17 protein-coding genes are annotated in these 21,715 nt (G+C 65.0%); 11 read left to right on the plus strand and 6 right to left on the minus strand.

Features of this window, described 5'->3' with window-relative positions; all coding sequences use genetic code 11:
- Positions 1-94 precede the first annotated feature (94 nt).
- Entirely contained in the window at positions 95-1,393 is a 1,299-nt protein-coding gene (locus DOM54_RS17440; RefSeq protein WP_110717551.1) for a carbohydrate porin, read from the minus strand.
- 242 nt (positions 1,394-1,635) lie between these two features.
- Here DOM54_RS17440 and DOM54_RS17445 point away from each other — a divergent pair, with 242 nt between their 5' ends.
- Both DOM54_RS17445 and DOM54_RS17450 read left to right on the plus strand, forming a co-directional pair.
- A complete protein-coding gene (locus tag DOM54_RS17445; RefSeq protein WP_110717552.1) occupies positions 1,636-2,631 on the plus strand; it encodes a GlxA family transcriptional regulator in 996 nt (331 codons plus the stop codon).
- Complete coding sequence (locus DOM54_RS17450; RefSeq protein WP_240613953.1) at positions 2,628-3,827, plus strand: MFS transporter; 1,200 nt, start codon at positions 2,628-2,630, stop codon at positions 3,825-3,827. The genes DOM54_RS17445 and DOM54_RS17450 overlap by 4 nt, the downstream gene beginning before the upstream one ends.
- 188 nt (positions 3,828-4,015) lie before the next feature.
- On the opposite strand, the gene DOM54_RS17455 is transcribed toward DOM54_RS17450, so the two are convergent.
- Genes DOM54_RS17455 through DOM54_RS17475 form a run of 5 tightly spaced genes read right to left on the minus strand, consistent with a single transcriptional unit; the run spans position 4,016 to position 9,343 of the window.
- On the minus strand, positions 4,016-5,482 hold the full coding sequence (locus DOM54_RS17455; protein WP_110717553.1) for a sodium:solute symporter family protein: 1,467 nt from the start codon (positions 5,480-5,482) through the stop codon (positions 4,016-4,018).
- Positions 5,483-5,485: 3 nt separating this feature from the next.
- Complete coding sequence (locus DOM54_RS17460) at positions 5,486-5,674, minus strand: hypothetical protein (protein ID WP_110717554.1); 189 nt, start codon at positions 5,672-5,674, stop codon at positions 5,486-5,488.
- Entirely contained in the window at positions 5,671-5,865 is a 195-nt protein-coding gene (locus tag DOM54_RS17465) for a hypothetical protein (RefSeq protein ID WP_110717555.1), read from the minus strand. Before DOM54_RS17465 ends, DOM54_RS17460 begins: the two co-directional genes overlap by 4 nt.
- The gene (locus tag DOM54_RS17470) at positions 5,862-8,846 is read right to left on the minus strand and encodes a c-type cytochrome (RefSeq protein WP_162619910.1); all 2,985 of its coding nucleotides are present in this window, start codon (positions 8,844-8,846) and stop codon (positions 5,862-5,864) included. The genes DOM54_RS17465 and DOM54_RS17470 overlap by 4 nt, the downstream gene beginning before the upstream one ends.
- Positions 8,847-8,848: 2 nt before the next feature.
- The gene (locus DOM54_RS17475) at positions 8,849-9,343 is read right to left on the minus strand and encodes a (2Fe-2S)-binding protein (RefSeq protein WP_110717557.1); all 495 of its coding nucleotides are present in this window, start codon (positions 9,341-9,343) and stop codon (positions 8,849-8,851) included.
- Between the two features lie 449 nt (positions 9,344-9,792).
- On the opposite strand from DOM54_RS17475, the gene DOM54_RS17480 reads away from it, so the two are divergent.
- From DOM54_RS17480 to DOM54_RS17520, 9 genes are all read left to right on the plus strand, one after another.
- Positions 9,793-10,947, plus strand: a complete 1,155-nt coding sequence (locus DOM54_RS17480) for an FAD-dependent monooxygenase (RefSeq protein WP_276309690.1) — start codon at positions 9,793-9,795, stop codon at positions 10,945-10,947.
- Between the two features lie 114 nt (positions 10,948-11,061).
- A complete protein-coding gene (locus DOM54_RS17485; protein WP_110717558.1) occupies positions 11,062-11,877 on the plus strand; it encodes an alpha/beta fold hydrolase in 816 nt (271 codons plus the stop codon).
- A 188-nt stretch (positions 11,878-12,065) separates the two neighbouring features.
- Entirely contained in the window at positions 12,066-13,376 is a 1,311-nt protein-coding gene (locus DOM54_RS17490; RefSeq protein WP_110717559.1) for an MFS transporter, read from the plus strand.
- Between the two features lie 139 nt (positions 13,377-13,515).
- Complete coding sequence (locus tag DOM54_RS17495) at positions 13,516-14,502, plus strand: TAXI family TRAP transporter solute-binding subunit (protein WP_110717560.1); 987 nt, start codon at positions 13,516-13,518, stop codon at positions 14,500-14,502.
- 259 nt (positions 14,503-14,761) lie between these two features.
- Positions 14,762-16,696, plus strand: coding sequence for a TRAP transporter permease (locus DOM54_RS17500; RefSeq protein ID WP_206019138.1), 1,935 nt, complete (start codon positions 14,762-14,764; stop codon positions 16,694-16,696).
- Between the two features lie 32 nt (positions 16,697-16,728).
- Positions 16,729-17,601: a carboxylating nicotinate-nucleotide diphosphorylase gene (gene nadC, locus DOM54_RS17505; RefSeq protein ID WP_110717561.1), complete on the plus strand. Its 873-nt coding sequence runs from the start codon at positions 16,729-16,731 to the stop codon at positions 17,599-17,601.
- Between the two features lie 5 nt (positions 17,602-17,606).
- Positions 17,607-19,667 carry a phosphonate metabolism protein/1,5-bisphosphokinase (PRPP-forming) PhnN gene (gene phnN / locus DOM54_RS17510; RefSeq protein WP_110717562.1) on the plus strand — a complete coding sequence of 687 codons (2,061 nt, stop codon included), beginning with the start codon at positions 17,607-17,609 and terminating at the stop codon, positions 19,665-19,667.
- Between the two features lie 7 nt (positions 19,668-19,674).
- Positions 19,675-20,841 (plus strand): SIR2 family protein, encoded by a 1,167-nt coding sequence (locus DOM54_RS17515; RefSeq protein WP_110717563.1) that lies wholly within the window; start codon positions 19,675-19,677, stop codon positions 20,839-20,841.
- Between the two features lie 102 nt (positions 20,842-20,943).
- The gene (locus DOM54_RS17520; RefSeq protein WP_110717564.1) at positions 20,944-21,699 is read left to right on the plus strand and encodes an aspartate racemase/maleate isomerase family protein; all 756 of its coding nucleotides are present in this window, start codon (positions 20,944-20,946) and stop codon (positions 21,697-21,699) included.
- The last annotated feature ends 16 nt before the right edge of the window (positions 21,700-21,715 follow it).

Raw genomic sequence — 21,715 nt, forward strand, 5'->3', positions numbered from 1 at the left:
TAACCGAGCGGGCGACAACCGTCAGCGACCCGACCCGGTTGGTTGCCAAGCCGAGCGCCGTCCCGCGCGCCCGGCTCTCGTCTCCCGCCGGCGCTCAGAAACTCGCCGTGATCATGGTGCCCGCCACCCAGGCGTTGTCGACCGAATCCACCGCCGACGGGTTGGCGACGTACTGTAGGTTCGGGCGCAGGGTGAGCGAGGGGGTCAGGTTGAAGCTGTAGTAGATCTCCGCGTCGTACTCGTGCCCCTGGCGCGGCAAGGGCGCAAGCGAGCCGGCCGGTGTGGCGTTGTAGTAGCCGACGTCGTCGTTGACGTGAAGATAGGCCAGGCCAATGCCCGCGTCGTCCTGCGGGCGGGCATCGAACGGACCCGTGTAGGTCGCGCCGACCGAGACGTAGCGATCGATACCGGCGGTGTCGCCGTTGTTGGCATTGCCCATGCTGAACAGGGTCAGGCCACGATCGGCGTTGCCGCCACGCGTGGTCACCTGTTGCTGGACCACGTAGTAGAGCCCGGTGTTGGTATCGCTGGTGCGAGTGTCCGGTCCATCGCCGTAGGCGCGATTCTCCACGTTCTGGGTGTAGAAACCGAGTTTGTAGGCACCGGCCATGCCATCCAACTTCGGCGTGTAGCCCACTTCGACGGGGAACAGGGTGCCCTCGGTGCCGCTGGTGCGCAGGTCGAAACCGTTGTCGTTCTCCAGGTTGCTGTCGTTGAGATTGAAAGCGCCGACCTGGGCGTACCACTCGGGGGTGAAGTTGGCACGGATCACCGCCGCCCACTGGGCGATCGGCCAGTTGTAGATGTTGTTGCCCCAGTTGCCGGGCTGGGCGCTGCCAAAGGCAAGGTTCTGGAAATTGCTGTCGATGGTGGCGAAGTCGTCACCGAACGGGATTCGCCCGAGCTTGACCGCGAGCGCGTCATTGAAGAACCGTTGGCGATACCAGAACTGGGTCAGTCGTGTGACCGGCCCGCGCCCCTGGACTTCCTGCACCGACGAGCCACCAACGGTGGCGCCGGGATCGCTCATCCGGTCATTGACGCTGTGGCCGTTGCGATTGGTGACGGTGACCTGAAACTCAGCCGAGGGAATGCCAGCGAGCTTATCGAGGTCGAAATTGGCACCGACCGCGAACTGGTCCGAGTATTTCGCCACATGGCTATCGTGGTAGCCGCCATCGAGGATCGTGGCCGCCTCGCCCACGTAGTCGAAGTCGAAGGAGATCCCGGCGTTCTCCAGCGCCGTGCGCTCACCTCCCCAATCCCCCAGCAGGTATGGCGAATCCGGAGAAAATGCCGAGTAGGCCTGCGCCGGGCCGATGATTCCGAGACCGCCCAACAGTAACGCCGACGCCCCACCGATTCTGATGACCCGCAACGTGACATGCATCATGACCTGAACTCCCAAAAAAATAATTAGCACGTCACTAATGCGCAGAGAATGATAGTCCCGACGGCCCCGCTCCGGTAGTCAATCGATCCGCGCCAGCCGACAAAGCCGACTAAAGGATGAAGCGCCGTCATCGGGGGAGTACTGCGGCGACAGGATTGAATGTCGTTTCTGGTGGCCATGGTGTCATTGCCGACATCTCCCGACCGGCGCAAACTGCCCGTCGAATGCCACCGGACGATGCCATGACCCACACCGTCGACCTGTTCGTCTATCCGGACTGCCAGTTGCTGGACGCCAGCGGCCCCTGGCAGGTCTTCGCCAGTGCCAACACGCTGCTGGGGCGGCCGCATTACGAGCTCCGCCTCAATGCCGTCGAACCCGGCGAGGTCCGGACCAACGGCGGCATGACGCTGGTCGCGACCCATGCCCTGGCGACGACAACCGTGGGCGGCACGCTGCTGGTGGCCGGCGGCCATGGCGTGCATGAGCTGGACGACACGGTCATCCGCAAGCTCGCCGAACGCGCCGCCTCGGCGTCGCGGGTCGGCTCGATCTGCAGCGGGGCCTTCGCGCTGGCCAGGACCGGACTGCTCGACGGCTGCTGTGTCACCACGCACTGGCGCCAGGCCGAACGCCTGGCGCGGGAGTTTCCCGAGATCGATGTCGCGGCCGATGCGCTCTACCGGAACAGCGGCAACCTCTACACCAGTGCCGGTGTCACCGCGGGCATGGACCTGGCGCTCGCCCTGGTCGCGGCGGACCACGATCATCGCCTGGCCGGCGAGGTCGCCCGCGAGCTGGTGATGTTCCTGCATCGGCCCGGAGACCAGGCGCAATTCAGTGAAGGGTTGCGCTGCCAGCTCGCCAGCCATGGCCGGCTACGCGCGTTGATCGATCGCGTGCTGAACGATCCGCTGGCCGACTGGAACAGCGAGGGTCTGGCCGCCGCGATGGCGGTGACACCACGCCACTTTCAACGTCTGTTTCGCCAGCAACTCTCGATGACCCCGATGGAGTTCCTGAGCCGGCTGCGGCTGGAGTCGGCGCGGCGGCTACTGGCCGAGAGCGATGCCCCGCTGGGACGGATTGCCGAACACTGCCGCATCGGTGGCGCCGAGCAACTGCGCCGCCAGTTCCAGCGCCGCTACGGACTCGCGCCCAGCGCCTATCGCGCTCGCTTCGGCCGAACCCTGTCCAGCCCGGCCCCGACCCACACCAGCAACCGAGAAGCCTCATGACGACCTCCGCGCCTTCCCGCCTGCCGCTCACCGTCTGGGGTCTGGCGCTGTGCCAGGCGCTGCTGGTCAGCGGCAATATCCTGCTCATCGCCGTCTCGCCGCTGGTCGGCGCCCAGCTCTCCGGCGATGCCGACTGGAGCACGCTGCCGGTCGCTACCCAGTTGCTGGGATTGACCGCAGCGACACTTCCCTCCGGCTGGTTGACCGCGCGCCTGGGACGCAAGCGTACCTTCCTGATCGGCAACGCCGCCGGGCTCATTGGCATCGCCATCTGCCTGCTGGCGTTGAAGGGTGCCGCCTTCCCGCTGTTCACTCTCGGCACCTTCGCCATCGGCATGAGTATCGGTGCGGGTATGCTCTATCGCTTCGCCGCCATCGATGCGGCGAGCCAGTCGCAGCGCGACCGCGCCCTCAGTCTGGTGATGGCGGGCGGCGTCATCGCCGCCTTCGCCGGGCCCTGGCTGGCGCGCTACACCCAACACGCCTTCGCGACACCGTTCCTGGGCTGTTTCGTCGGCCTGGCGGGACTCTACGCCCTGGCGCTGCTGCTGCTCTCGCGACTCGAACTGCCATCGCCCCGGGGTGCAGTCGACGGTGAATCGCCCCGCCGCCCCGGCCAGCTACTGCGAGAACCGCAGCTGCTGGCGGCGGTGGTCATCGCCACCTTGAGCTACGCCATCATGAATCTGGCCATGACCGCGACGCCGCTGGCCATGACGCACGCCGGCCACGGCTTCGCCGACGTCACCAACGTCATCCAGTGGCACATCCTGGCGATGTTCGCCCCCTCGTTCGTCACCGGCGACCTGACCCGGCGCTTCGGCTACCGGCCAATGATCGCCGCGGGGTCGCTGGCCCTGCTGGCCAGCCTGCTCTGCGCCCTGCTCCCGACCACGTTCTGGACCTTCGCGATCGGGCTGTTCCTGCTGGGACTGGGCTGGAACTTCACCTTCCTGCCCGCCAGCGCCTGGCTAACCACCACCTACCGGCCCGGCGAGGCGCCTCGCGTCCAGGCCATCAACGACTGCGCGGTCTTCTCGCTGACCACCCTCTCCGCGCTGCTGGCCGGTCCGCTCAACGCCTGGCTCGGCTGGCAGACGCTCAACCTCCTGCTGCTGCCGCTGGTCATGGTGCTGATGGTCGTGGGGCTCGGCATGTCCCGCCTGCAACGACCACTCATTGCCAAGCGGGATTGACCGGTCATTCCGTGACGGTGATCTACGACTAGGCATGCATGGCGATCGCCGCCGCGTGGCGGGAGCGTCTTGCCGTCGCCATCGCCAGGGCGACGGCCGGCATTGATCCCGGCCCTTCAGACGCCACACAGGACAAGCCCGGCACACCGCCGGGCTCATCCTGTCGTCACGCTTGCCGCTGATTCATCTCAGCGCCGCCTGGCGGTCTCCATGAACTCATTGGCCCGCTCGCGATTGGCCCGGGTCACCAGACTGACCGCCACGAACAGCACCACCGCGACCGGCAGCGCCCAGATCCCCGCCGGCAGCCCCAGCGGTTTGACACCGCTCAGGTAAAGATAGATGACGACCAGGCCGCCGCCGATGATGCTCGCAAGGGCCCCCGCCGCGGTGCCACGTTGCCAGTAGAAGGCGCCGATGATCGCTGGCACGATCACCACCAGGCCCGTCGAGGCCGCCACGGAGAGCACCGCAATCAGGTTGAGTTGCAGCTCCGCGAACAGGAAGGCGAGGATCGCGATGATCGGCAACACCCACTTGCCCACCTTGAGCTGCTTCGCCTCGCTGGCGTCGGCGACGACATTGGCATAGACGTCCCGCGACAGCATCGAGGAGAGCGTCAGCATGATCGAGTCGATGGTCGAGACCGCAGCAGCCAGAATACCCACCATGACGATCACGCCGAGCACGGGCGGCACATGCTCGGAAGCCAGCAGCGTCGGCGTTGCCAGATCCGACTTGGCCAGCTCGGGGAAGGCCACCAGCGCCGAGAAGCCCCAAAGCACCGAGACCACGGTGTAGATGAAGCCGAAGATCAGAAAGCCGATCAGCATCTGGCGCATCGACTTGAGCGATGACGGCATGAACAGACGCTGGCTGACCTGGGGGTTGGAGAGGCTGAAGAAGAACCAGGGAATGGTTAGCCCCAGAAAAGTGGTGAAACTGAAAAGGCCGGGCCCGGGTACGCTGAGAGAAGCCGGGTGCTCGCTGGCCAGCGTATCGAACAGTTCCGAAAAGCCGCCGAGCGAATGGACCACGAGAAGCGCCACCAATGTCGAAGCGACGATCATGAACAGCGCCTGCAGCGAATCGGTCCACATCACCGAACGGATCCCGGCAATGTAGGAGAACAGGATCGCCAGCAGCGTCGACACGATCACACCGGTGGTGAACGAGATCGCCCCGCCGCTCATGCCCGCCAGCAGGTAGCCGACGCCTGCCAGTTGCACCGCGGCATAAGGGATCAGAAACACGCAGCTGGCGACGGCGGTCGCCACCGCGACTTTTCCGTTGCCATAGCGATGACCCAGCATCTCGCTCGGCGTGACGAAACCGAAGCGCTTGCCCACCGCCCAGAACCTGGGTCCGAAGATCGCCACCAGCGAAACGCCGGCGAAGTAGACGATCTCGAACCCGAACGCCCCGACGCCGCCCGCGTAGGTAAGCCCCGCCAGCCCCACCATCATGAACGCGCTGTAGGTCGTGGCGCTGTAGCTGAGCGCCGAGACAAAGCCATTCATCTGGCGATTGCCGAGAAAGTAGCCAGACATGTCGACGCCCTTGCCGTTGGTCGCCTCGCCCCGCGACAGGTAGGCGACCACCACGGCCACCACGAGATAGATGAGGACCGCCCCCCAGATCAGATTGGTACTCATGGCTCAGCTCCCCGACTCGTCCTTGAAACCCTGGGTGATCATGATGTTGGCGACGATGACCAGGACGCCGACGACGAACCAGAACAGAAAACTGCCGTACCAGGCCTGCACCTGCCCGAGCAGACCGTAGGGCACCACGTAACACGAAAGGACCAGCGCCCAGACGAGCCATATCCAGCGGCGAGAATTCATTGCGTCACTCCTTTATTGTTGCCGTTGTTATCGAAATCGCTGCTATTGAAACCGTTGTCGTTGAGACACTCGTTATCGAAACCACCGTTGGCGAGTGCCGCTATCGAGCCGATACCGCCAGCGTCGGACGGCCACGCTCGCGCCGGCTGACGAGGCGAGGCCGTCGAGATCCCGGCGCGCGCGTCGCTCATGGCGACGACGCACCGCGCAGCTCGCCGATCCTTGCCGAAAGATGTTCCCAGGCCGGCTGGTCCGGGGCGAAACGCGCGCGCAGGTAACTCACCAGCGCGGTCAGTTGGCTGTCGCTGAAATCGGCACGGAACCCGGGCATCTCGCCAGCGCTTCCCCCGCTCGAACTGGGCGCCACGACGCCGTCGAGGATGGCCTGAATGACATTGTCCGGGCGCGCGCTGTGGAGGTTGGTGTTGAGCGCCAGCGAGGTTTCGGCCCGGGAATAGACCGGCATGTCACTGCCTTCGTGACAGGAAGCACAAGCGCCGTTGTAGAGTCGCTCTCCAGCATCGAACCCCGGCGGCGTGGCGGCCGAGAGGGCCAGACGATCGTCGGCGATCTCGGAGGCTTGCGCGGCATCGACCGCGGTCGGCATGAACGACGCCACGTAATGCGCGATGGCGCGCACATCGCTCTCCGGCAACTCACCCAGCCCCGCCACCACCGGCGCCATGGGCCCGGCGGCAACCCCATGATGCGCCGCCCGGCCCGTGCGGAGATAATCGTACAGCGCGGTTTCGCTCCACGGCACCGGGGCCTTCGACAGCTGACTCAACGCCGGCGCCTCCCAGCCGTCGACCAGCGCGCCGGCGAGATGATCATCGCCGCGCTTTTCCGCCCCTAGCGCGTTACGCGGCGAATGGCAGGCGCTGCAATGCCCAGCGCCCTCGGCCAGATAGGCACCGCGATTCCACAGTGCGCTGCGCGTCGGGTCCGGCGTGAAGGGTTTGGGGTCGTGATACAACAGGTTCCAACCCGCCATCAGTCCGCGGATATTGAAAGGAAAACGCATCTGATTGTCCACGGCTGGCGACGCCACCGCCGGTTGCGCCATCAGGTACGCATACAGCGATTGCAGGTCGGTGTCGCTCAGTTTGGCAAACGCCGTATAGGGGAATGCCGGGTAGAGGTGGCTGCCGTCGCGGCTGATACCGTGACGCATGGCGCGCGCGAAGGCGGCATACGACCAGCGGCCGATACCGGTCGCCTCGTCGGGCGTGAGGTTGGTGCTGTAGACGATTCCGAACGGGGTCTCGAAGGCGCGCCCCCCCACGTTGGCCGCGCCACCTTGGCTGGCGGTGTGGCAAACCGCGCAGTCGCCGGCCTCGGCGACCAGCCGCCCGCGCTCGATGGTCGCCTGCGAGTAAAGATTCGCGGCGGGGCGTGGCACCGGATCGATCGCCGCCTTCCACGGCAACCCCACCGCCGCCGCGCCGCCGAGCGAGATCAGCGACGCGGCGGCGGCGCCCACCCAGCGCCAACGCCGTCTACCCAAGAATGGCGCCGACCTGGCGGCTCGAGCATCGCCGCCGGTCGACTCACACAGCCCGGCGCGAATGCGCGCCGCCGTGAAAGGCGGCTCGCGAAAACGCTGCCCGGTGGCGTCGAACAGCGCATTGGCGATCGCCGCCGTGCCCGAGGCCAGCGTCTGCGCACTGAGACGCAGCGGCATCGAGACCGGGCTGTCGGCGGTGTCGTTCGGCGCCAGGGCGTCCGGCATACGGGCCGGTGGCGCATGACCACCAGCATCCAGCGTCAGTGCATCGATCGCTGGTAGCGTCGCACGAGATGCAGCGGCAAACTCGCCCCATTCATCGATGCCATCAGCGTGTCGCAACAGCAGCGTCGACTCGGGCAGCAACTGCTGACGCAGCGCCGAGGCCAGCACCTCGCGGTCGACCGGTTCGCCGGCATCCTGCCCCACCACCAGGCGGGTCAGCTGCACGCTACCCGTCACCGGATCGACGCTCACATCGGCGATCCAGGCGGAACGGGTACCACTTTCCCATTCTCCCTTGGCATCCGGCAGATGACTGTAGGCGAACCCTCGGCCCGTCAGCAGCCCGACGCCATCCTCGGCGGGATCGGGCTTCGGACCAGGGTGCCACGCCGCGCGTTGGCGGACGGCCTCGATCAGTGCCTGCCCGCGGCGATCATCAAGGTGCCGCAGGCGCAGCTCGAGCGGGTCACTCGCCTGTCGCCGGCTCCATTCATCGAAGAACGACTCTTCGGCGAAGACACGCACGCGATCGCTTGCCCTGCCGCTCTCGCCGCCCTCGTCGTCCTCTCGAACGGGATTGGCATGCCGATAAGGTGAGCGTGCCGGCCGGTCGGCGGGCGCTCCGGCGGACTCGGTGACGCCGGTCAGCAGCAGCGCCATGGCCGGCGCGGGCCTCGCCGCCCCGTACCCCAGTGCCAGCGCATCCAGTGTGTGCCCACCACTGGCCGCCACATCCCACGTCTCGGCCAGGCCCAGCGCGTCGACGTCCCGCTGATAGTCGGCATCCAGCCAGATCGCGACCGGCGCCCCGACCTGCCGCGAGACCAGCGCCGCGTCTGCGGCGGCATCGTCACAGGCGAGACGGCCAAGGCTTACCCCCTCCTGATCGCTGCGCTCGCTGGAGAGGCCGATCGCGGCCGGCGCCAGCGAAAGCAGTGCCGCGAGATCGCCACGCAGTGCTTCGGGCGTGGCGGTGTCGACCCACAGGCGGGCCCGGGTCGGAGAGACGTCGGCAATCACCCAGCCGGCACGCTCTCCCCAACGCAATCGGTTGGGCCAACCGTAGCGCCGGGACATGCCGTCCGACCGCCGGCCACTGAGCACCGCCCCGCGCCCGCCCGATCGCTCGCCACCCGCGCCGAGGTGATCGTCCAACAGCGGTGGCGGCGCCCAGTGCAGCCGCAGGCGCCGGGACGCCTGTCGCGCCAGGTCAGGATCGGCCGCCACCACCGCCACGAAATTGGCGATCTCGACAACGGTGGTGACGGTGGCCCACTCGCCCAGGGAGGCATGATCGATATCCAGCAGTCTCGAGCAGCCGAAGCGTCCCTCGTGAAACGCGACATCGGGGGGCCGGACGACCGCGGCATAGCGAAGGAGGCCGGAAAGAGCGTCGAAATCGCCGGGAACCGGGAGGTGTTCGACGGACGAAGCAGGCATGCTCATTCGCCACCCCCCGGCGCCACACCGGCGGCATCCAGCTCGGCCGCCAGGGTGGCGGCTTCGAGAATTTCGACATGGGTTCCGCAACGGCAGAGATTGTATTTGAGCGCGCTGACGATCTGGTCACGTGACGGCTGCGCACAGTGATTGAGCAGCCCCCGCACCGTCATGATCATGCCGTTGAGGCAGTAGCCGCACTGGGCCGCCTGGCATTCGACGAACGCGGCCTGCACCGGATCGAGACGACCCGACTCGCCCAGGCCCTCGAGCGTGACGACGTCGCGGCCGGCCACGGCCCCCAGGGAGATTACGCAGGAGCGGGCAACACGACCCTCGACCAGTACGCTGCAAGCCCCGCACTGACCCAGGCCGCAACCGTACTTGGGGCCATTGAGACAGAGATCGTTGCGTAGAACCTGAAGTAGCGGGGTCGCGGGGTCGAGCGACAGGTGCCGTATTTGGCCATTGACCCGCAAAGCGATGCTGTCCGTCATGCCGTTCTCGATTGGAGTTGTTCGTCAATTTGGCACTACCGTGGTGCAAGCTCGAACGCCATCGTACTTTTATAGTGCACACACCAGAAATGACGCTATCTAAACTTATACCATCCCCGCAAAGCGTAAAACAAGCGGCCTTTATAACCCCACAAAAATATAAATTTATATTTTAACAACAATGACTTAATGAAAAAACAGAGCATCCTGTCGAATCTGTAATTTTACGATAGAGAAAACCGTTGACTTGCCAATATACGGCGTATACGTTGTTTTTAACAGCCATGCTGGCCCGCCACCGAGGGGTACCGGGTTGCGCTCGAAGCTTCGAACCTTGCCAGTCGAATCCGCGCCCCCAGCGGGAATGTCGGGGTCAGGATAGCGCCATCCGGCGACGGACATGGCCCGGCGACGGCCGCTGCACGACAACAACCTATCGAGGAAAGCACATGAGTCAGAAACCGATGTCACCGAAACCCAGAGTGGCGGTCATCGGCGCCGGCCTGGGTGGCGCCGCCGTGGCCGCGCTGCTGCAGAAAGCGGGTTATCCGACCCAGGTCTACGAACAGGCCCCTGAATTCTCCCGGCTGGGCGCCGGAATCCACCTGGGCCCCAACGTCATGAAGGTGATGCGCCAGATCGGGATCGAGGAACGGCTCGAGGCGATGGGGTCGCACCCGGATTACTGGTTCAGTCGCGACGGCGTCAGCGGCGACTATCAATCGCGAATTCCACTGGGCGAATTCGCGAAGCGGGAGTACGGCGCCGCTTATATCACCGTGCATCGCGGCGACCTGCATGCCCTGATGGTCGAGGCACTCGATCCGAGCCAGCTGCATTTCGACAGGCGGCTGACGAGCGTCGACGACACCGGCAGCGAAGTGATCATGCGCTTCGCGGATGGCACCACCGAGACGGCCGACCTGGTCATCGGCGCCGACGGTGTCAACTCGCGCATTCGCGAAACGCTACTGGGCGCGGAGGATCCCACCTACAGCGGCTGGATTGCCCACCGCGCCATCGTCGATGCGGAAAAGCTCAAGGCCTACGATCTCGAGTTCGAGTCGTGCGTGAAGTGGTGGTCGCCCGACAAGCACATGATGGTCTACTACGTCACCGGCGATCAGCGAGAGTACTACTACGTCACAGGGGTGAAGACCCCCGACTGGCAGCATGGCACGTCGTTCGTCGACAGCTCGAAAGAAGAGATGCGCGAAATCTTCCACGACTATCATCCCGTGGTTCAGGCCTTGATCGACTGCACCGAATCGGTGACCAAATGGCCACTGCTGGAACGCAACCCGCTGCCGATCTGGCACAAGGGGCGCCTGGTGCTGCTCGGCGACGCCTGCCATCCGATGAAGCCCCACATGGCGCAGGGCGCTGCCATGGCGATCGAGGACGCCGCGATGCTGGTCCGTAGCTTGGAAGCGGTCGGCCCCGAGCATTACGCCGACGCCTTCGAACTCTACAAGACCAACCGCTTCGAGCGCGCCTCGCGGGTGCAGCAGGTCTCTCACGACAACACCTGGCTGCGACAGGACGAGGACCCGGCCTGGGTATTCGGCCATGACGTGACCACCCAGGAACTCAAGGCACCCTGATGCGTTGCCACACGGCCATGGCCCAGGCACCCGGCAACGACAGCCGGGATGCTGGAAACCCCTAGCAGGCCGACGTATCGACGCTTCCCAGACGTCCACGAGGAAAGACCTGACATGAGCACTTATCTCTACGGCGCCAATGTCCATGCCAACGGCATTCGTCAGCACTATCTGCGTTTCGGCGGCGAACGCGCCGCGACTGGCCAGCCGCTGGTGCTGATTCCCGGCATCACCAGCCCGGCGATCACCTGGGCTTTCGTGGCCGAGCGCCTGGGCGAGAGTTTCGATACCTACGTTCTCGATGTGCGTGGCCGAGGGCTGTCATCGACCGGCCCGGAGCTCGCCTATGACACCGATACCTGCGCCGCCGACGCCGCCGCTTTCATTGCCGCGCTGGGGCTCGAGAACGTCATTCTGGCAGGCCATTCGATGGGTGCCCGCTTCGCGATCCGCGCCGCCAGCCGCGGCGTGCCGACGCTCGACAAGCTGGTATTGATCGATCCGCCGGTCTCCGGGCCAGGCCGGCGCGAATATCCCAGCAAACTGCCGTGGTACGTCGACTCCATTCGCGACTGCATCAAAGGCTGCGACCTGGAGACGATGCGCCAGTACTGCCCGACCTGGAGCGACGAGCAGCTAGCGCTGCGAGCGGAGTGGCTGCATACCTGCTTCGAGCCGGCCATCGTGCAGGCCTTCGAGGAGTTTCATACGGTCGATATCCATCAGGACCTGTCTGCAATCACGGTGCCGACGCTGCTGATCTGCGCGGGCAGAGGCGGCGTCATTCAGGCGGAAGACAAGGCTGAAATCCAGACGCTTCTTCCGAGCATCCAGATCACCACGGCAGACAACGCCGGCCACATGATCCCGTGGGATGACTTCGAAGGTTTTTTTCTCGCCTTCGAGGATTTTCTGGGCCGCCGGCTATGACGGCATCGACAGCCTGACAGACACGGCACAACGGCAGCGAAGAGACCATCAGAACAACTGCCAACGAGGATTCGATGCCGCCATGAACCGTGTGGCGTCATCGACGAAGACCGCCCGCACGGCGGTCGGCCCGGCGATCGCGTCAGACAGCCGATGACAACCAGCAACAACAACGATCGGGAATCGCTATGTCTACCCTCTCCTCGGTGGCCGGCACTGCAGAGGTGTCGCCACACGACGAACTCTACCGACGCGTGATCTGGCGTCTGATACCGCTGTTGGGACTGTGCTACCTGACGGCCTATCTCGATCGGATCAACATCGGCTTCGCCAAGCTGCAGATGGCCGAACAGCTATCGTTCAGCGAGACCGCCTATGGTCTCGGCGCCGGATTGTTCTTCGTCGGCTACATCCTGTTCGAGGTGCCCAGCAACCTGGTGCTGGAGAAGGTCGGGGCGAGGCTCTGGCTCGCCCGCATCATGATCAGTTGGGGCATCCTCTCCGGCCTGACGATGCTGGTGACCCAGGCCTGGCAGTTCTATCTGCTGCGCTTCCTGCTGGGCGCGGCGGAGGCCGGATTCCTGCCCGGGGTGCTGTTCTATCTCACCGGCTGGTTCCCCTCCTGGCGCCGCGCCCGCATCATCGCCCTGTTCATGATCGGCCTGCCGCTCTCCAGTCTCGTCGGCGGGCCGCTATCCGGCACCATCATGACCTTCGCCGACGGCTGGCACGGGCTGTTCGGCTGGCAATGGCTATTCCTGCTGGAGGCGATTCCCACGGTCATTCTTGGACTGGTCCTGCTGGTGGCACTGCCCGACAGCCCGCATCAGGCCAGGTGGCTGAGTACCCACGAGCGGCAGGCGCTGGAATCGGAACTCGCCCGCGACAGCGCCGCCAACCCGAGTCAGCAGACCACTTTTCGCGACGGTTTCTTCAACCTGAAGGTATGGATGCTGGGCGGCATCGATTTCGCCATCCTGCTGAGTGCCTACGCCATCGGCTTCTGGCTGCCGACCTTCATTCGCAACGCCGGCGTCAGCGACAGCTCGACCATCGGCTGGCTGACCTCGATATCCAGTCTGGCCGGGCTGGTCGGGATGCTACTGGTCGGCTTCAGTTCCGACCGCCATCGCGAACGCCGTTGGCATATCATCGTGCCGTTTCTGATCGGCGCGGCGGCGATGTCGCTAAGCACGCTATTCGCCCACAACGCCGTGGCGACCGTGATCGTATTCGCCATCGCATCGTGCGCGATCATGGGCGCGATTCCGGTCTTTTTCAGCCTGCCGGCAACCTTTCTCAGGGGACAGGCGGCGGCGACCGGATTCGCGCTTGCCTGTTCGCTGGCCAATATCGCGGGCCTGGTCAGCAATTCGTTGATGGGCTGGATTCTGGATCTCACGGGGAGCAGTGCACTCGCCCTGCTCTGCTTCGCGGCGGCCCTGCTGTTGGGCTGCCTGTTGGTCCTGGCCTTGCCCAGCCACCAGGTCAACCGCTGAACCGCGTCATGCCACCATCACCAACAGGAGTCGAAGCCCCACCCAACCCACGACAACCTTGATTAAACTCATCGACCTCATAGCGCGTCGAGCAGCCCGTTTCTCGAACAACACAACGACAAATCTGGAGAACAGAGCAATGATCAAGCAACTCATCACCGCCGGCGTGATCGCCAGCAGCCTCGGGCTGGGCTTCTCGGCCCAGGCCGCACCACTCAACGAGAACCTGTGCGGTGGCAGTCCGAATGGCCTGTGGCAACTGCTGGGTGTCGGCATGGACGGCGTGCTCAAGGCCGAGAATCCGGATTCCAGCGTCACCTATCAGACGTCGTCCGGCGGCTTTGCCAACATCATCCAGATGCAGGGCGATACCTGTGACCTCGCCATCGTCCACGCCGGCGAAGCGATGAAGGCGATCTCCGGCGAACCGCCATTCCCCAAGGCGGTAAACAACTTCCGGGCGATCGGCGTGCTGTATAACTGGGCCCCGATGCAGTGGGTCATGACCCAGGACTTCTCCGACAAGTACGGCATCCACTCGCTGCAGGATATCGCCGACAAGAAGCCACCGCTGAGACTGGTACTCAATCGCAAGGGCATTCTTCCCTCGATGGTCGGCGAGTCGTCCCTCAAAGCGCTCGGCGTGACCCCGGACGACATCGAGTCCTGGGGAGGCAGCGTGGTCTACCAGGGCTCAGCGGTCGCCACCGAGCTGGTCCAGAACCGTCGCGCCGACATGTGGGCCAACGAGACCTTCGTCGGCAGCAGCGCGATCAGTGGCATGGCGGAAAATCGCCCAATGACCTTGCTGGCAGTGCCGGATAGCGTGATCAAGGCCATGGAGGAGGAGTACGGCGACAAGCCCTATACCGTATCGGCCGATGCCTATACCTGGCTCGATCATCCGGTTCAGACGCATACCGCCGCGGCCATGCTGGTGGCGCCGGCCACGATGGCCGACGATGAGGCTTACCGCATCACCAAGGATCTGATCGAACACATCGACGTCATGCAAGGGGTGCACCCGGCGATGAAGCAGCTCACACCCGAAACCCTGCTCGGGCAATCGGTCGTCGAGTTGCATCCCGGCGCCAAGCGCGCTTACGAGGAGGCGGGTCTACTCTAGCAGCCTTTCGGGCTTGACCGATCGTCGCGAAAACGACGGATTTTGTGTCAGATTGATCGATCGGATGAGGCGAATAGCCCCGCTATTTAACGAGTCCGAGCGAGTGAAGCTGACCAAAAGCCCGAGGTTTGCAGCAGATCAGCGTTACGTCCGACAGGCTGCCAGGCGGTCCGCGCGGCGCCGGAAGCCTTGGTGACCGGCGCCGGCGACGCCGCCAATGCCACTCGACCTCACGACACCACTCTCATGGGACGACAACATGACTCGCGGTAATCTCACTCGCCTGGCCAACGGCCTGATGTCGACGGGGCGCCGCCGCCAGCCGCAAGGCATCTTCAGCTGGCTGCTGAAGTGCTATGCAGCCGTCATTGCCGTGTGGGTAATCTGGACGACGATCTTCTCCACGGCGGATGTGCTGGCGCTGACCATCGTCTTCCTGACCCTGATGCTGGTGCTGGTGTTCTTCCTGATCGCGCCCAACGACAAACCCGGCGCGGAGACGCCGAGCCCGCTCGACTGGGGTCTGGTGGTTGCCAGTGCCTCCTGCGCCATCTTCTTCATCGGTTCGATCGACGATCTGGCCAACCGGATCAGCCTGTTGACGCCCCTGACCCCCGCACAGCTCGGCTTCGGTGTGCTGATCACCCTGCTCACCCTGGAGGCCACACGTCGCACCGTCGGTCTTGGCCTGACCCTCATCGCCACCGTTTTCATCATTTACAACCTGGCGGGACACCTGCTGTCGGGAATGTTCCGTCACGGCTACCTGCCGTTATCCTATTTCATCGATGTCAACGTCTATACCAGCGACGGGCTGTTCGGCGTTCCGGTTCGCGTCGCCGCCACCTACGCCTTTCTGTTCGTGATGTTCGGGACCTTTCTCGACAGCGTCCGCGGCGGCGATTTCTTCTTCAATCTCGCCGCCCGCCTGACCGGACGCTCGACCGGCGGGCCGGCCAAGGTCGCGGTGGTCTCCTCGGCGCTGTTCGGTACGGTTTCCGGAAGCCCCACCGCGGACGTGGTCACCACCGGCTCCATCACCATTCCCCTGATGCAGCGCCTCGGTTTCTCGCGCAACCTGGCGGCCGGGATAGAAGTCGCCGCCTCCACCGGTGGCAGTATCCTGCCGCCGGTCATGGGCTCGGTCGCCTTCATCATGGCCGAGTACACCGGCATCGCCTACAGCGAGATCATCATCGCCGCCCTAGTCCCCGCGCTGCTCTACTACATGGGCGTACTGGTGCAGGTGCATCTGTACTGCAAGCGCCACGGACTCGGCCAGCTGGCAGCCGAGGCAGTGCCGTCATGGTCTACGGTGATGCGTGGCGCCTGGCTATTTTTGATCCCGCTGGCGGCGATGGTGATTCCCCTGGTGATCGGTTACTCGCCGACCTTCGTGGCGCTGTTCGGTACCGGCGCGATCGTGATCTGCTCGCTGTTCAGTCGCCAGCACCGGCTGACACCGAAGTCGCTGCTCGACGCCCTGGCCACCACCACCTTTCGCATGGTCGGCGTCACGGCCGCCTGCGCCGCGGCGGGACTGGTGATCGGCGGCATCACCATGACCGGTCTCGCGACCAAGTTCTCGTCGATCGTGATGCTGCTGGCCGGCGACAGCACCTTCATGACGCTGTTCTTCACCGCGATCATCACCATCATCCTCGGCATGGGCATGCCGACACCCAGCGCCTACATCCTGGCCGCCGTGCTGCTCGGGCCAACCCTGGTCAACACGCTCGGGCTGCCGATGATGTCGTCGCATCTGTTCATCCTCTACTACGCGGTACTCTCGGCATTGACGCCACCGGTCGCCGTCGCGGCCTACGCGGCATCGGCGATCTGCGGGGGTAACCCGGTGAGCATCGCGGCACAGGCGGTACGCCTGGCGATCTTCGCCTTCGTGTTCCCGTTCGCCATCGTCTACAACCCCAGCATCACGCTGGACGGCACGCTGCTGAGCTGCGGGCTGGAGATCGCCCAGGCCTTCATCGCGACCCTGGCCATCGCCATTGCGACCGAGGGCTATCTCCGCCAGCGGTTGTCTCCCGGCGTACGACTGCTGCTGATGGCCGCCGGGCTGACCCTGCTCTCTCCGAGCGGCTGGCCGGTACTCGGCGGCCTCATCGTGGTTGCCGTCATTGTCGCGTATCAACTGTTCGGCGCTGGCGCTCGTCGCCCGGCAACCCATCCGTGAACACGCCCTGACCACCCACAAGGAGCAACGACATGACCCTCGAAAGACGAACGCCCCCCCAGGCCTGGCAGCTCGACCCGCTGGTGCTGGACGACCAGATCCGTGCCTTCCTGCGCGAAGATATCGGCTACTTCGATCTCACCGCGACGCTACTGATCGATGCCGAGCTGCCCGGTCGCTTCGAGATGCGCGCTCGGGAACCGATGACGCTCGCCGGCCTTGCCGCTGCCGCCCGTGTTTTCACGTTCTACGACGCCAGCATTCAGGTCGAGGTGCTGGCAAGGGATGGCCAGCAGGTCGACAAGGGCACCACCCTGCTCAAGATCGAAGGTCCGGCGCGCAGCATTCTGACCGCCGAACGCACCGCACTGAACCTGGCCCAGCATCTTTCCGGCATCGCCACCGTCACCGCGACCTATATCGAGCGGATCGCCGGTACCCGGGCGCAATTGATCGATTCCCGCAAGACCACGCCAGGGCTTCGCGCCATGGAGAAGCATGCCGTGGCCTGCGGTGGCGGTCGCAACCACCGCCTGGGTCTGGACAACGGCATCATGCTCAAGGACAACCACATCGCCGTCTGCGGCAGCATCACCGCCGCCGTCGCCCGCGCCAGGTCCAGCGTGCCGGTGCTGACCAAGGTCGAGGTCGAGTGCGACCGCTTCGACCAGGTGGAAGAAGCGCTCGCCGCCGGGGCCGACGTGATCATGCTCGACAACATGGCGGTGGAAGAGATGCAGCGGGCGGTGGCCATGGTCGATGGCCGTGTGCTGCTGGAGGCGTCCGGCGGCGTGCGCCTGGAAACCATTCGCGCCATCGCCGAGACCGGCGTCGACTTCATCTCGGTCGGACGCATCACGCAGTCGTCGCCAGCGCTGGACATCGGCCTCGACGACGCGGAGTGAGCGGGATGCGTTCGAACAATCCGCCGCGCGGCTTACTGGTACTGGTCGTCGGCCCCAGCGGGGCCGGCAAGGATACCCTGATGGAGCGGGCGCTGGCCGATTACACCTGCACCCAGCATGTGCTCCTGACGAGGCGGGTCATCACCCGTCCTGCCGATGCGGGCGGTGAAGATCATCAGGCGATGAGCGATTCGGATTTCGACGCGGCGCTCGGCGCCGGCGAGTTCCTGATCCACTGGCATGCCCACGGCCTGCGCTATGCGCTGCGCGCGTCGATTCGCGATGACCTGGCCCGCGGGCGCACGGTGCTGGCCAATGTGTCGCGCAAGGTCATCGGCGCCATCGCCGGACTGGGGCGGCCGGTTGCCGTGATCGACATCACGGCATCGCGCGAGGTCCGCGCGCGGCGCCTGTCGATGCGCGGGCGCGAAACCGCCAGCGACATCCTCGCCCGGCTCGAGACGCTGGAATGGCAGCCACCACGAGGCGTAGACCACTATCGGGTCGATAACGATGCCGACCTGAACACCGGCATCGAACGCTTTCTCATTGCGCTGGCCCGGGCCTGTGGTGGCGACACGCCGATTCGCCACCTGCCGATCGATAGCGGTCCTCGCCTGATCGGCTTCCTGTCGCTCCGCCACCCGCTGCGCGATGCGATACAGGCACTGCCCACGCCCCGCGTCGAGGTCGATATCCTCGGCCGGCCGCTGGTACTGGAAGTGCAGTGGGTCGACGACGACCACTGGCTGGCCCCCGATGCCATCGGCCTGGCTCGCGCCACCCTGGCACGGCTCGGGCTGATCGCCGGCATGCCCCTGCAACTGCAACCGGCACCACCGCCTGTCGGCGCTGCGGCACTGCGGCGCAAGCTTCGCGGCCAGTCATTGAACGAAGACGAGTTCTTCGGCGTGGTCCACGACATCGCCGACAACCGCTTCGACGAAGCGTCGACCGGGGCATTCCTGGCCAGCCTGGCCAATCACCTCGACGACGACGAGATCATCGCGCTGACCCGTGCCCGGGCGCGGATCGCCCAGACGTTGCACTGGGATCGCCCGATGGTGGTCGACAAGCACTCGATAGGTGGGCTCCCCGGCAGCCGGATCACGCTGATCGTGATCCCGATCGTCGCCGCGCATGGGCTGACCATTCCCAAGGCGTCGTCACGGGCGATCACCTCGCCGGCCGGCACCGCCGATACCATGGCGCTGTTCGCCGATGTCGAGCTCGGCCCGGACGACGTTCGCCGCGTCGTCAACGGGGCCAACGGCTGCATCGTCTGGAACGGGCGTCTGTCGCACACGCCCTTCGACGACATGACCAACGCCATCGTGCGGCCGCTGGATCTGGACTCGGCGCGGATGAGCGTCGCTTCTATCCTGTCCAAGAAGCTGGCCGCCGGCGTCACCCATCTGGTCGTCGACCTGCCGACCGGGCCCCAGGCCAAGTTGCCGACCCAGGAGAAGGCGCAGGAGCTGAAGCGGCTGATGGAGTCGGTGGGGGCCGCGCTCGGCATCCGGGTACTGGCACGGATCACCGACGGCACCCAGCCGGTGGGCAGGGGCATCGGCCCCAACCTGGAAGCACGCGACGTCCTGCAGGTGCTGAACAACGACCCCGGCGCGCCGCGAGACCTGCGTGACAAGGCGCTCGATTTCGCCGGTGCGCTGCTCGACTGGGCACCGGACGTGAGACCCGGCGAGGGGCGTGCGCGCGCCGAGACTCTGCTCGCCAGTGGCGCGGCAAAAGCCCGCTTCGAGCGCATCATCGAGCTGCAGGGTCGGCGTGGACTTCCGGCCGCGCCCGGCCCTTTTCACGCCGATATCGTCGCGCCGGCTAGTGGCCGTATCAACCATATCGATATCTGGCGACTCAACTCGATCGCTCGACTCACCGGCGCCCCGGGCGACACACTGGCCGGACTCGACCTCGTCGCCCACAAGGGTGAGCAGGTCGACATCGGTCAACCGCTCTACCGGCTATACGCCTCCAGCCAAAGCGCGCTCGACCGGGTCGTCGCCTTTGCCCGGACCGGCAACGCCTTCGAGCTGAAACGGGAGTGATGATGCCATGTCGCGGACGGATGTAAGCGACGATGCCACGGTCGACGCCTTCGGGCGTCTGATCGGGAGCCTGCTCGATCAGAATCTCGATCAGCGCAAGCCACAGGTGGTGACATTCTGGTGCGGTGCCGGGTTCTCCAAGGCATGGGACCCTCGCTCTCCCACCGATGGCGAGCTGTTCGCGATCGATCTCGACGATATTCGTGACTTCCCCAACCTGCAGCACTTGATGCACGTCATCGGCTGGGAGGATTACCGTCATCTCGATTTCGAGCGTTTCAAGAACCTGCGCTACGTGCTCGACATGCAGGTGCGCTATCCCGATATCCGCAACCGGTATTTCGACGATCAGAACCTGCGCCTGAGCATCAACGAGTTGCGAACGCTGGTCATGCGCCGCTTCACCGCCGCCTGCGACATCCACAACGTCGACGACGCCAGTCTGCGTTTCACCTCGCCTTACGACAGCGACGGCCAGCGCGCCATCGTCCGGCTGTTCTCCGCACTGGAAGACCGTGCCAGCAGCGCGAACCTGGGCGCCAACTGGCCGCTATACCATTTCCTGACCACCAACTACGACTTCACCATCGAGACCATCCTCGAACACGTCTATCGCCAGAACGCGCCGGTCTTTGGTCGTCTCTATCGGGGCGTCACGCCTCAACGGATCTGTGGCGGCACGATCTGGGAGCATCTGCCACGCACCGTCGACCGCAACGTGATCAAGATCAACGGCGGATTCGAGATTCTGCCGACGGCTCAAGGCTTCGACTTCGAATATCGCCAGCGCAGCGACGCCGAGATTCGCCAGGAGCCGCCGCTGCTGATCCTGCCATCCCAGGTCCAGGACTACGACGAGCCCTATTTCCATCAGGTATTCCCCAAGGCCGTGCGCCTGTTGCGGGAAACCGATGTCCTGGTGATCGTCGGATACAGCATGCCGCAGGAAGACTCCCTGGTGCGCTTCATCCTGCGTCAGCTCGCCGAGAGCCCCTTCGACGCCACCGGCAAGCATGTCTTCGTCATCGATACCAAGAACCACGCCACCATCAAGTCGCGACTGGAAGAGATGTTCTTCTATCTGCCGCGCACCGGCTGGCCACGCGAGCACTATTTCAGTGGCCGTTTCGAAGATTTCTGTCAACGCGTCGTCGAGCAGGGCGAGGTGCGGTAATGCCATGCCCGCCCACTCGACTTGCCACGACCCTGAGCCCGAGCGCAGCTCGCCCGCGTCGGACTCGCAATGCACCCAGGCCTGTTCACCGAGGAAAGCGCCATGACCCAGCTGTATCGCATCGGCCAGATCGTCCCGAGCTCCAACGTCACCATGGAAACCGAGATTCCCGCGATGCTGACCGCCCGACAACTCATCCGCCCGGCGCAGCGTTTCACCTTCCACTCCAGCCGAATGCGCATGAAGACCGTGCGCAAGGAGGAGCTGGCCGCCATGGACGGGGAATCCGATCGCTGTGCGCTGGAACTCTCCGATGCCCATGTCGACGTGATGGGCTATGCGTGTCTGGTCGCGATCATGTCGATGGGCCCCGGCTACCACCGTGAATCGCAGAAGCGCCTTCATCAGCGCAGCGTCGAGAACGGGCATCCCACGCCGGTCATCACCAGCGCGGGCGCGTTGGTCGACGCGCTGAAAGTAATGAACGCCCGTCGCGTCGTTGTCGTGGCGCCATACATGAAACCGCTCACCGAGCTGGTGGTGAACTACATCCGCGAAGAGGGCGTCGAGGTGCTCGGTTATCGCGCCCTGGAGATACCCGACAACCTCGATGTCGCCCGCCACGACCCGATGCGCCTGCCGGAGATCGTCGCCGAACTCGACGTCAGCGACGCCGATGCCATCGTGCTGTCGGCATGCGTGCAGATGCCGTCGCTGGCTGCCGTCTCCAAGGTCGAGGCATTGACCGGCAAGCCCGTGGTGACCGCCGCCATCGCCACCACCTACGCCATGCTCAAGGCACTCGACCTCGAGCCCGTCGTTCCGGGCGCCGGCGCGCTGCTCTCGGGCGCCTATTGAACAGGTTCATCGCCAG

Source organism: Salinicola acroporae, from assembly GCF_003206615.1.
In the GTDB taxonomy this organism is placed as follows: Bacteria; Pseudomonadota; Gammaproteobacteria; order Pseudomonadales; family Halomonadaceae; genus Salinicola; species Salinicola acroporae.